The organism is Staphylococcus sp. TCBT05 (assembly GCF_055179755.1).
In genome coordinates, this window is sequence record NZ_JBUQDQ010000038.1 from 375,231 (window position 1) to 388,409 (window position 13,179).

Sequence of the window (13,179 nt, forward strand, 5' to 3'; positions counted from 1 at the left end):
GCTTTTCCTATAATAAGGTTAAAATATAATTCGTCACTTAAAATCTATTCAAATTTCAGTGCGTCCCCATCAAAAGATTCTTCTTCAATTTTAATTGAATCAGTAGGACATCCCTCTAATGCATCTTCCATATCTTCATATAATTCTTCAGGCACTTCAGCAGTACCTTGGTTGTCATCAAGTATTACAAAAGCAATACCTTCATCATCATAGTCATATATATCAGGGGCAGCAGCACCACAAGCACCACATGCAATGCAAGTATCCATATCGACAATAGTATATTTAGCCATTTTCTTCGCCTCCTTTGACAAAAATGCTACAATAAAATCACAATTAATATTGTAAGCACTGTACTTATTTTTTTCAATGTTTTCGTTTTAATTAATTAGGGGAGTAAACATGCAAAATTTATTTCATTTCATCCAACAAAATACACACCATTATAAAACCGAAAAAAGCATATATAATATTATCATAGGCAAAAAATCACATCAAACCTTTTTTGATGCATGTAGCCAACAATTACTATCATTATATCATAGCTTACCTAATATCCAGTATCCGTCATTCGAGCGATATTATAATCTGAGCCAATCAGAAATAGAAACAACATTAAACGTACGCGTACATCCAAGATATACATTTGATAGTCTCGTTAATACGTTTCAAGCAATACAATTATTAACACAAACGATTTCACAATTACAGCATAAGGATAGTCAATTTATCCCTCTCACTCAACAGCAAACTATACATAAACGTGTTAAATATGTATATAAATATCTTAAAGAGGCAAACCTCGAACAAGATTTTATTGCAGAACTTCATATGTTATTCGAAGCTATTCATAAAGAAAACCAAGGGACTTACATTCATTACTACTTACAAGGGTTTGAAGATAGCATGTACACTAGACAGCAAGTTAGTTTAATAGAAGGTTTGCCACAAGAATTATTATTTGAATTAGAATTAAACGATTTAGTTGTAATGATGTTTCAAATTGAAGATAATCAACGTTACCCTATTTTGCATCAGTTAATTGTGTTACCTACGCTATTACATAAAACAGATTTATCTTTTGAAGGCTTAAAAAAAGGACTAACTATGGATGATTTGGCACAACATCAACAAGTTAAAATTAATACAATTGAAGACCATGTCTTAGAATTGTTTATAAAGGGATATTTATCAAATTATAAAGCGTTTCTAAAGGATGATTTAAATTCTGATTTTCTAAATTATTATATACAGCATAAGGATGAAAGATTGCGGAACTATAAAGAACGATTCCCGTCATTAAGTTACTTTACAATCAAGCTTATCATTGTAGGCATAGAAAGAGGTGAGCTACATGCTGATTGACGAACTGAAACATTGGTTTGGATTTGAAACATTTAAGCCTGGACAAGAAGCAATTATTAAAAGCGTACTAAACCAACAAGATACATTAGGTATATTACCAACTGGTAGTGGTAAAAGTCTGTGTTATCAATTACCTACATATATTAAACAACAACCTACATTAATTATTTCACCACTTATTTCGTTAATGGATGACCAAGTTATGCAACTTAAAGCACATGGTGAACATAAAGTGAGTTGTATTCATTCTGGTATGGATGAAGATGAACGTTCAGCAAATATCAAAAATCTAAAGCAAAGTCGTTTTATCTTCTTAAGCCCTGAATTTATACTCCAACCCCATAATTTCAAACTCATTAAACATATTAACTTTGGTCTTATTGTTTTAGATGAAGCCCACTGTTTGTCAGAATGGGGCTATGATTTCAGACCACATTATGCACTTATAGGAAAAATCATTCAACAATTTACTAACGTTTCTATATTAGGATTAACAGCGACAGCACCACCACATCTATTATCTGATTTGAACCAAATGTTACGTACTCAATTCAATGTAGTTAAAACAAGTATGAATAGAGACAATATTTCACTACACCATCAAAATTTTGCAGATGATGAAGAAAAACTCAAATGGTTGCTGCCAACATTAGAACAATCTGGACCGACAATTATCTATGTTTCATCAAAAAAAGTCTGTTTATCATTAGCTCAAGAAATTTATCAACAAGGCTTTTTAACAGGTATTTATCACGGTGATCTATCCTATCAGGAACGGCAAACGGTTCAACATCAATTTCTTAATAACGATATTCCTATCATTGTTGCTACAAGTGCATTTGGAATGGGAATAAACAAAAAAGATATTCGTACAATCATTCACTTTCATCTTTCAACTAGTCCGTCGAATTATTTACAAGAGATTGGTCGTGCTGGGAGAGATGGCAAACAAAGTCAAGCCATCAGTTTATATCAACCAGATGATAGTTTCTTACTTGAAACACTGTTATTTACTGATATTATAACTAATGAAGATGTTAATGCATTTGAATTAGGTATGGATTTAATACCTTATAAAAAAGAAATTATTGAAATTTTAAGTAGTTATTATACATTTAATGAATTACGACATATATTTGAAAATACTTACCAACGTAAAAGAAATGGTTATATCAGAATGTTGGGTTATAAGAATTTAGATCAGTGTAGACGCGCATATCTTATGGAATTTTTTGGTGAATTTGTGAATAAACGACCTGAAAAATGTTGTGATAATGATGCTGATATTGAATTAATAAAAATATTTAATCGCAAAAAAGTAAAACGTAAAATTGATTATAATGAAAAATTAAAAAATTTGTTCAAATAGATAGACAATTACTTTACTTAACATTTTCAAACAAGCTATAATACAACTTATAATGACATAAATATTGTAGTTTTCTTAAAATAGGTATACATATTTACGTTTGATTAGGGTAAAACAGTATATACTTAATATATAAATAAAGGAAGGATGATGAATTTGTCTAACAACAACTTTAAAGATGATTTTGAGAAAAATCGTCAATCAATTGATCCAAATGAACACCTAGACAAAACAAATGAATCTGTTGACGCTTCTGTTGACAATGCAAAAGAAGAAGTATCCGACAAAAACAATGAGCAATTCCCTCCAAGAAATGCTCAAAGAAGACAACGTAGACGAGATACAGCAACAAATCAAAATAAAGGGGAACAATCTGATCAACAACAAGAGCAACAACTTGATCAAGAACAACACCTTAATGACCAAAACAAATCATCATCAGACTTTAACCAGTCACAAGATCATGATGATCATTCACGAGACAATAATATCTATCAAGAAACTTCTGATGAACAACATCGTAACAATCAATATGACAAATCAAATAACGACTTAAAGCAACAAGAAAATCATGACAGAAGTGACGTAAACACTCGTAAAGATGATACTGATTTATCACATCAAGATAAAGATGCAGCTGACAAGCGAACTGCAGATGATAAACATAATGGTAAAGGGTCTGCCATTGCTGGTGGCGCAGCAGCTGGTGCAGGTGCAGGTGCTTATGCTGCAAATAAACACAACAACGACAAGCATTCTTCGAAAGAACAGCATGTTGATGATCAAAATGATACTACAAATCGTGAGCAAGACGCTACACAGACAGGTGGTACTACTGCTGGTGCTGGCACAGGCTCATATGCTGCAAATAAGGATGATGCTGATAATAGAGTCAATGATCCAGAGCATAATAAAAATAACAAGGAACAACATGAGCAAAATGAATCAACCGATTCAAAAGATGGTTCCAAGAAAAAAGGCGCTGCTATTGCTGGTGGTGCTGCTGCAGCGGGCGCAGGTGCAGGTGCTTATGCTGCTAGCAAATCAAACAAAGATAAAAACGCAGAAAGTAACACTGCAGACAATAAATCAAACGAATCACAATCAAAAGAACAACATAATGAAGAAAAGAACAACGGTAAATCCAAGAAAAAAGGTGCCGCAGTCGCTGGTGGTGCTGCAGCAGCGGGTGCTGGTGGCGCCGCAGCAGCTTCAAAAGCAAGTGGTTCCGGTTCTAATGGAAATGGCGGAAACAATCATCAAAATAATAGTAATAATAATAACGATGATTACAAACGTAAAAAGAAAAAAGGCGGCTTATTAGGTAAATTATTACCAATTTTAGCAGCAATCTTAATTTTGGCGGCAATTGGTATTTTCGGTGGCATGGCCTTAACTGGAAATAATGATGATAAGAGTGCTAACGATGATAAAAAAGTAGCTGATAATAAAGACAAAGACGGAGATAAAGATAAAAAAGCTGATTCTGATAAAGATAAAGATAAAGATAAGTCTAGCGATGACAAGTCTAAAAGTTCAGATGACAGTGAAAAATCATCTGGTGCGTCTGACGGCAGCGACTCTGACTCTGATCAAGCTACAAGTGATTCAGATTCATCTGACAACAGTAGTCAAAGCAGTAGTTCTGATCAAGCTACAAGTGGTTCTGATTCTAGTGATCAAAGTGCTAGTGATAGTAACTCAAGTGGTGCAGCTACTGACCAAGGTCAATCTAGCTCTTCTAACAGCGATGATCAGTCAACAAGTGGCCAAAATAGTTCCCAAGATTCACAACAATCAACAAACACTTCAGGACAACGTACTCATGTTGTAAATGGTCAAAACTTATATAGAATTGCTATTCAATATTATGGTGAAGGAACACCTGAAAATGTAGAAAAAATAAGACAAGCGAACAACCTTTCAGGCAATGATATACACAATGGTCAACGTTTAGTAATTCCACAATAATAAAATTTTAAAGTGATACTAGCATTAATACACACGCTTTAAATAGGCGAGCTAATCTTATTCTTTGGATTAGCTCGCCTTAATTTATACATTGAAAATTTCCTGCTGCAATTAATGACATTGGTATATGATTAACTACTTTAAGTTATTGTTTAAAAATATGTTTATCTTACAATTATAAATTCTAAATTTAAACAGTTGATATATAGAAGTTTCAGTTTCTTTCATTTGGTTTTTTTATAACTACTGGTATAATATATTGAGTGGTTAAAGGAGGACAATTACGTATGCAAACAGTCGAAAGTATCATAATAGGCGGAGGTCCTTGTGGACTAAGTGCCGCTATCGAACAAAAAAGAAAAGGTATCGAAACATTAGTTATTGAAAAAGGTAACGTCGTAAATGCAATTTACAATTATCCAACGCATCAAACATTCTTTTCATCAAGTGATAAATTAAGTATCGGAGACATTCCTTTTATTGTAGAAGACAGTAAACCTCATCGAAACCAAGCATTAGTATACTATAGAGAAGTTGTTAAACATCATCAATTGCGTATTAATGCTTTTGAAGAAGTCCTTACCGTTAAAAAGATTAATAATCGATTTACAATTACAACGACTAAAGATGTGTATCAATGTAGATTCTTAACAGTTGCTACAGGTTATTATGGACATCATAATACACTTGAAGTTGAAGGTGCAGAACTTTCAAAAGTTAAACATTATTTTAAAGAAGCGCACCCTTATTTTGATCAAAATGTGGTTATAATAGGAGGCAAAAACTCTGCAGTTGATGCGGCATTAGAACTTGAAAAAGCTGGTGCTAATGTTACAGTACTATATCGTGGTGAAGCTTATCCACAAGCAATAAAACCATGGATATTACCAAATTTTGAATCTTTAGTAAGAAATGAAAAAATCAATATGCACTTTAATGCTGAAGTTATAAAAATTAATGAAAACTCAATAGAATATAAGCAAGATGATCAAATATTCGAAATCCCTAATGATTATGTATTTGCGATGATTGGTTATCATCCAGATTATGACTTCTTAGAATCAATAGGGATTGAAATAAACACAAATGAATTTGGTACAGCACCCGTACACAATAAAGAAACCTACGAAACTAATGTAGAAAACTGCTATATTGCAGGTGTAATCGCTGCTGGTAATGATGCAAATACCATCTTTATTGAAAATGGAAAATACCACGGTGGCATAATTACACAAAGTATTTTAACTAAAAAGCAAACACCGCTTGAATCATAATAGATAGGATAATAAATATAAATAGATTCTGAGATGTAAAATCTTCGAACAAGTTTAAGAAGACAATTTCTATTGAAATAATATAGAAATTGTCTTTTTTATAATCATTAGAAGTAGTAGCACGATGATGTTGGTATTCATCAATATTCAGTTCCAAGGTATGATAAAACAATTTCAATAATATATCATCAACTAACAATTAAGGGGATTCGTATTGTAGTTACCTTTGACAGTAAAGTTGAGTTGCAGTCTTTATACTTAAAATAGCTTTTTTGTTTAGTTTATTTATAGTTAGTAAATGAACAAAAGGATCATTTTTGCCCATAGTATTTTAATATGAATTTATACATAGATACAAAGTATGTTAGCGAGACTCCTGTGAGAAGATGACGAGCTAAAGACTACAGGATGTAACTGTCCCTAGGAAAGCGATTTAACAATATATAATATGAATGAAAATCTAGTAAATAAAATATTATACATTTAATGATTGATATACCAACAAATACAAGACGAATTGAATAGAAGAATTTAAATGTATGATAATTTAATAGGCACAAATAATTTCAACGTATTTTGGCGAGACTCCTGTGGGAACAGGACAAGCTGAAGACTACAGGCTGAAGCTGTCCCCTAGGAAAGCGAGCTAACAATACGTAATATTCGACAAAAAAAGCACTCAGATAAATTGAATTCAATCATCTGAGTGTTATTTTACCGAAATTCATATACAAGACTTTATTATTTATAAAACCTATTGATGAAATGCAATTTAAAGTCATACTTTTAATAGACTTATAAATTTGGACTATCAATCTATCAATCAAATCCACAAATTATAATTGAGATTCAAAATAATGATTTAATTCGTCACTATTTAAATTGTTGCTAAGTCCAACTAATAATTTCAATCTGGCTTTTGGCCCATTTAATCCATTAGAAAATATAACACCTTGACGTTCTAACGTTGCGCCACCACCTTCATATGCATAAATCGGGCCAACAATCCCATTAAATGAACGTGAAACAAGTACAATAGGAATACGTTGATTTAAACAAGCAGCTAAACCTTTTAAACAAGTAGGTGGTAAATTACCTTGACCTAAGGCTTCTATAATAATTCCATCAACCTTTTGTTTACTATAAAATTCTAAAACGTCATTATTCATACCCATGTATGCTTTTACCAAAGGAATATTTAAATTTTGATCGATTTTATCTAATATCTGATGTTCGAAAGGTTTGTGATGAAATTGGACACTATTTTTAGTCACTACACCTAACGGTCCATGGTTTGGACTTTGGAAGGTATTCGTATTTGATGTATGTGTTTTAGTAACATTTCTAGCTGTGTGTATTTCATCATTAAATACAACCATAACTCCCATATTTGTGGATTCATCACTCGTCGCAACACGAATTGCCGATATAAAATTATACAAACCATCTGCACCAATTTCATTTGAGGAACGCATTGCACCTGTAATTGCAATCGGTTGGGAAATTTCTACTGTTAAATCTAATAAATAAGCAGTTTCTTCCAGTGTATCGGTACCATGAGTAATTACAAAACCATCATATTGATTTTCTTTAGCTGCTGATTCAATAATGTTCTTTAATTGCTCAACGTAATGAATATCCATATGTGGTGATGGTACGTTAAATGGTGTAATTTCTGTTACATCAGCATATGCTTTAATAATTTCTTGATGTGTTGAAATTGGATTCTTCTCATTAGTAACAACTTGATTTGATTCATCTTGCGACATGCTGATTGTGCCACCTGTATGTATGACAAGAAGTTTTTTCATGCGTGCATTCCTCCTATTAATATAATACATATTTATGATAAAATATTATTCATAAAACAACAAGGAAGGTTTTCTGAAATGAAACGAATAAATATCGCATTAGATGGTCCTGCAGCCGCAGGTAAAAGTACAATTGCAAAAATAGTTGCTGCAAAATTATCAATGATATATGTCGATACGGGAGCAATGTATCGTGCAATTACATATAAATATTTACAACAAAATAAAACAGAAGATTTTGAGACATTAATTGCAGGTTCTGAATTAGCTTTAACATACGACGAAGTGAAAGGACAACGTGTCATCTTAGATAATCAAGATGTTACAGACTACTTAAGAGAAAATGACGTTACGAATCATGTTTCATATGTAGCTTCAAAGGAACCGGTAAGAACGTTTGCAGTAAATAAACAACAAGAATTGGCAGCTAAAAAAGGTATCGTCATGGATGGAAGAGATATTGGTACTGTTGTATTACCTGATGCTGATTTAAAGGTATACATGATCGCTTCAGTTGAAGAACGTGCTATTCGTAGACAAAAAGATAATGAGGAAAGAGGCATTGAATCAACTGTCGAGCAACTTAGACAAGAAATTGCAGACCGAGATCATTATGATATGAATCGTGAAATCTCTCCACTTAAAAAAGCAGATGATGCGGTAACTTTAGATACTACTGGAAAGGATATTGAAACTGTAACTAATGAGATACTCGATATGGTTTCATCGTTGGCATAAAACTATTTCAGCTCATCTTATTAAAAGCAACGTAAAAATTGACTAAAAAAGTTATATATTATTTCGAATAGGGTATAACAAGGATGTACAATTTTTTATGATTTTATTACTACATATATTGGCATAAATGTAAAATAAAAGTAAAATTCATTAAATTTCAGTGAGTTTAAATCAAAATATTTTTACATTTATATAACAAAATGTATGGCATTCCTCTAAAAGAGTAGAATTTCTTGACAATTTTGACAGTTTATAAGATGTTATAAATATGTAGTGTAATAAGGAGGCAGACAAGATGACTGAAGAATTCAACGAATCAATGATCCACGATATTAAAGAAGGGGACAAGGTTACTGGCGAAGTTCTAGAAATAGAAGAAAAGCAAGTAATTGTTCATGTAAACGGTAGTAAGTTTAATGGCATTATCCCTATTAGTCAACTTTCTACTCATCACATTGATACACCTAGTGATGCTGTGAAAGTCGGTGACGAAATTGGTGCATACGTTACAAAAGTTGAGTATGACGAAGAGAATGAAACAGGTGCATATATACTATCAAAACGTCAACTTGAAACAGAGAAATCATATGAATTCCTGCAAGAACAGCTTGATAACAATGAGACAATTGAAGCCAAAGTAACAGAAGTAGTTAAAGGCGGATTAGTTGTGGATGTAGGACAACGAGGTTTCGTACCTGCTTCATTAATTTCAACTGATTTCATTGAAGATTTCTCTGATTTTGAAGGTCAAGTCTTAAAATTAAAGGTCGAGGAATTAGATCCTGCTAATAATCGCGTCATCCTTAGTAGAAAAGCTGTAGAAGAATTAGAAAATGCAGAGAAAAAGGACGCTTTATTATCTTCATTAAATGAAGGCGATGTTATCGATGGTAAAGTTGCTCGTTTAACTAACTTTGGTGCGTTTATCGACATTGGTGGCGTAGATGGTTTAGTACATGTTTCTGAGTTATCTCACGAACATGTTAAATCTCCTGAAGATGTCGTTTCAATTGGTGATGATGTTAAAGTAAAAGTAAAATCAATCGATAAAGATTCTGAAAGAATCTCATTATCAATTAAGGATACTTTACCTAGTCCGTTTGAATCTATCCAAGGAGAGTTTAGCGAAGGCGATGTTATCGATGGCAAAGTTATCAGATTAGCTGAATTTGGTGCTTTTGTTGAAATTAAACCAGGTGTACAAGGATTAGTACACATTTCTGAAATTAGCCACAAACACATCGGTACTCCGAGCGAAGTACTAGAACCTGGTCAAGAAGTTAAAGTGAAAGTACTTGGTGTGGATATAGATAACGAACGTATTTCATTATCTATCAAAGCAACATTGCCAAATGAAGAGTCTGATGATCACTCTCAAGAAAGCAGTAATGAAGAGACACAATCATACTTAGATAGTTCATCAGATGAGGATGATAATCCTACACTCGGTGATGTCTTTGGAGATAAATTGAAAGACTTTAAATTTTAATTTGACCCATATATACCAATTTAAATCTTGTCCTTATGATTTCATAGGACAAGATTATTTTTTATGTGCTTATATATACTGAAATGAAGCAACATATTCCGATTATCATTCAAGAGAGGCGATTGATTTAATATTTCTTTTGAATTAATTAAACCATGTGATAAAATTATAGAGATTATAAAAGAGAGGAAGTAAGTTATGACTAAACCTATAGTAGCGATTGTAGGAAGGCCCAATGTTGGTAAATCTACAATCTTTAATAGAGTTGTCGGTGAACGTGTATCTATTGTTGAGGATACACCCGGAGTAACTCGTGATAGAATTTATTCATCAGGCGAATGGTTAACACATGATTTCAATATTATTGATACTGGAGGTATTGAAATTGGTGATGCACCATTCCAAACACAAATAAAAGCACAAGCAGAAATAGCTATAGATGAAGCAGATGTCATCATCTTTATGGTAAATGTACGTGAAGGGTTAACTCAAAGTGATGAAATGGTTGCCCAAATGCTATATAAATCGAAAAAACCAGTCGTACTTGCGGTTAATAAAGTAGACAATCCTGAAATGCGTAATGAAATTTATGATTTTTATTCATTAGGATTCGGAGAACCATACCCTATTTCAGGTTCGCATGGCCTTGGCCTTGGGGATTTGTTAGATGAAGTTGTTAAGCATTTTAAAGACGAAGAACCTGAACCTTACGATGATGATACTATCCGTTTATCTATTATTGGTAGACCAAACGTTGGTAAATCTAGTTTAGTTAATGCCATTTTGGGTGAAGAACGCGTTATTGTATCTAACGTAGCTGGTACTACAAGAGATGCGGTTGATACAGAGTATAGTTATGATGGGCAAGATTATGTATTAATTGATACTGCTGGAATGCGTAAAAAGGGTAAAGTCTATGAAAATACTGAAAAATATTCTGTATTACGCGCATTAAAAGCGATCGAACGTTCAAATGTCATTTTAATCGTTATAGATGCTGAACAAGGTATTATCGAACAGGATAAACGTGTTGCGGGCTATGCTCATGAAGAAGGTAAAGCAATTGTTATCGTAGTCAATAAATGGGATACAGTTGATAAAGAAACGAATACAATGAAAGAATTTAAAGATGAAGTTCGTAAAGAATTCCAATTTTTAGATTATGCAGAAGTTGCATTTATTTCTGCAAAGGAAAAACTTAGATTAAAAACACTTTTCCCATACATTAGAGAAGCTAGTGAAAATCATAAAAAGCGTGTTCAAAGTTCAACTCTAAACGAAGTAATTACAGATGCCATTTCTATGAACCCAACACCTACAGATAAAGGGCGTCGATTAAATGTGTTCTATGCGACTCAAGTGGCAATTGAACCACCTACATTTGTAGTATTCGTTAATGATGTAGAATTAATGCACTTTTCTTATAAACGTTATTTAGAGAATCAAATCAGATCAGCATTTGGTTTTGAAGGAACACCTGTGCATATTATACCAAGAAAACGAAATTAATTAGACCGGAGGGGATACCATGTCAAACGTTACCGTATTTGGCACTGGAAGTTTTGGAACCGCACTTGCGAATGTCTTAGCAGAAAATGGACATCAAGTATTAATGTGGGGAAAAAATGAACAAACAATTAACGATATCAATGAACAACATAAAAATACAAAGTATTTAAATGATGCAATTTTAGATTCATCGATTAAAGCAACATTAGATATTGAAGAAGCAACACAATTTGCGGATATTTATTTAATGGCACTGCCTACAAAAGCAATGCGTGAAATTGCTAAAAAAATCGATAGCTTGCTAACAACTAAAAAAACATTTATACATGTGGCGAAAGGTATTGAAAATGACACCTTCAAACGTGTTTCAGAGATGTTAGAGGATTCAATTTCTCCTGAACACAATGCTGGCATCGGTGTACTATCTGGACCAAGTCACGCTGAAGAAGTTGTTATAAAACAACCAACAACTGTTGCCGCATCATCAAAGTCAAAAGAAGTTAGTTTGTTGACACAAGATTTATTCATGAATGAATATTTGCGTGTATATACAAACGACGATTTAGTTGGTGTTGAATTAGGTGGCGCATTAAAGAATATTATCGCTGTTGCTAGTGGTGTGATTACAGGCATGGGCTTTGGCGACAATGCTAAAGCAGCACTAATGACAAGAGGGCTGGCAGAAATAAGTCGTCTTGGTGAAAAGCTAGGTGCAGATCCACTTACTTTCTTAGGTCTTGGTGGCATTGGAGATTTAATCGTTACATGTACATCGACACATTCTCGTAACTTTACTTTAGGATACAAATTAGGTGAAGGTAAATCACTAGAAACAGCTTTAGATGAAATGAACATGGTTGTCGAAGGCGTTTATACGACGAAATCAGTTCATCATTTAGCTAAAAAGCATAATGTTGAAATGCCAATCACTGAAGCTTTATATCGTGTTTTATTTGAAAATACACCTGTATCAGAAAGTGTCAAAGACCTCATGGGACGCGGCAAAAAGTCCGAATAATAAAGTATTTTTACACTTTTAATTAAATTTATAACAATTTGTCATCAAAATCCCATTATTTCAACGTTTTTTGCGCATAAATCGTTGCAGTAGTGATTATCGTTGTGTTAAAGTCAAAGCATAATGATACAAAGTTATCATTATAGACCCTAGGGGAGGTGAATTCATAATGAACAAAACAGATTTAATCAATGCTGTAGCTGAACAAGCTGAATTAACTAAAAAAGAAGCAGGTTTAGCTGTTGATGCAGTATTCGAATCAATTCAATCATCACTTTCTAAAGGTGAAAAAGTACAATTAATTGGATTCGGTAACTTTGAGGTACGTGAACGTGCTGCACGTAAAGGCCGTAACCCTCAAACTGGTAAAGAAATTGATATCCCTGCAAGCAAAGTTCCAGCATTCAAAGCTGGTAAAGCTTTAAAAGACGCAGTTAAATAATTCTTTACTTTTACTTAAAGCCCTTTTAAAGGGGCTTTTTCTTTTTGTAATTTTTTCGATGACGCAATACATAAAAATTAAACAATAACTCTCATTTAAGTGATTTACATAAAATTAGGGATTTAAAAATTCCATAATCTTCAACAAACTGTCATTAACTGGTATATTTAACATTAAATATTAATAACTTTAA

Annotated in this window: 11 protein-coding genes; 9 read left to right on the forward strand and 2 right to left on the reverse strand. The window is 32.9% G+C overall.

The window, feature by feature from the left end:
- Positions 1-44: 44 nt before the first annotated feature.
- Positions 45-293, reverse strand: a complete 249-nt coding sequence (locus tag ACY191_RS08950) for a ferredoxin (protein ID WP_042738634.1) — start codon at positions 291-293, stop codon at positions 45-47.
- Between the two features lie 109 nt (positions 294-402).
- Here ACY191_RS08950 and ACY191_RS08955 point away from each other — a divergent pair, with 109 nt between their 5' ends.
- From ACY191_RS08955 to ypdA, 4 genes are all read left to right on the forward strand, one after another.
- Positions 403-1,365: a helix-turn-helix domain-containing protein gene (locus ACY191_RS08955; protein ID WP_042738635.1), complete on the forward strand. Its 963-nt coding sequence runs from the start codon at positions 403-405 to the stop codon at positions 1,363-1,365.
- Positions 1,355-2,734 carry a RecQ family ATP-dependent DNA helicase gene (locus ACY191_RS08960; protein WP_042738636.1) on the forward strand — a complete coding sequence of 460 codons (1,380 nt, stop codon included), beginning with the start codon at positions 1,355-1,357 and terminating at the stop codon, positions 2,732-2,734. Before ACY191_RS08955 ends, ACY191_RS08960 begins: the two co-directional genes overlap by 11 nt.
- Before the next feature lie 150 nt (positions 2,735-2,884).
- A complete protein-coding gene (locus ACY191_RS08965; protein ID WP_463270004.1) occupies positions 2,885-4,705 on the forward strand; it encodes a LysM peptidoglycan-binding domain-containing protein in 1,821 nt (606 codons plus the stop codon).
- 287 nt (positions 4,706-4,992) lie between these two features.
- A complete protein-coding gene (ypdA, locus tag ACY191_RS08970; protein ID WP_042738638.1) occupies positions 4,993-5,979 on the forward strand; it encodes a bacillithiol disulfide reductase YpdA in 987 nt (328 codons plus the stop codon).
- A gap of 836 nt (positions 5,980-6,815) precedes the next feature.
- Here the strand turns inward: ypdA and ACY191_RS08975 are convergent.
- Positions 6,816-7,790, reverse strand: coding sequence for an asparaginase (locus ACY191_RS08975; protein WP_229367223.1), 975 nt, complete (start codon positions 7,788-7,790; stop codon positions 6,816-6,818).
- A 78-nt stretch (positions 7,791-7,868) separates the two neighbouring features.
- Here ACY191_RS08975 and cmk point away from each other — a divergent pair, with 78 nt between their 5' ends.
- The 5 genes from cmk to ACY191_RS09000 all read left to right on the forward strand — a co-directional run bounded on the left by cmk (position 7,869) and on the right by ACY191_RS09000 (position 12,986).
- Positions 7,869-8,528 carry a (d)CMP kinase gene (gene cmk, locus ACY191_RS08980; RefSeq protein WP_042738640.1) on the forward strand — a complete coding sequence of 220 codons (660 nt, stop codon included), beginning with the start codon at positions 7,869-7,871 and terminating at the stop codon, positions 8,526-8,528.
- Positions 8,529-8,823: 295 nt separating this feature from the next.
- On the forward strand, positions 8,824-10,017 hold the full coding sequence (gene rpsA / locus ACY191_RS08985) for a 30S ribosomal protein S1 (protein ID WP_042738641.1): 1,194 nt from the start codon (positions 8,824-8,826) through the stop codon (positions 10,015-10,017).
- Between the two features lie 198 nt (positions 10,018-10,215).
- Entirely contained in the window at positions 10,216-11,526 is a 1,311-nt protein-coding gene (der, locus tag ACY191_RS08990) for a ribosome biogenesis GTPase Der (protein WP_042738642.1), read from the forward strand.
- A 19-nt stretch (positions 11,527-11,545) separates the two neighbouring features.
- Positions 11,546-12,544, forward strand: coding sequence for an NAD(P)H-dependent glycerol-3-phosphate dehydrogenase (locus ACY191_RS08995; RefSeq protein WP_042738643.1), 999 nt, complete (start codon positions 11,546-11,548; stop codon positions 12,542-12,544).
- A 169-nt stretch (positions 12,545-12,713) separates the two neighbouring features.
- Complete coding sequence (locus tag ACY191_RS09000) at positions 12,714-12,986, forward strand: HU family DNA-binding protein (RefSeq protein ID WP_015900354.1); 273 nt, start codon at positions 12,714-12,716, stop codon at positions 12,984-12,986.
- The last annotated feature ends 193 nt before the right edge of the window (positions 12,987-13,179 follow it).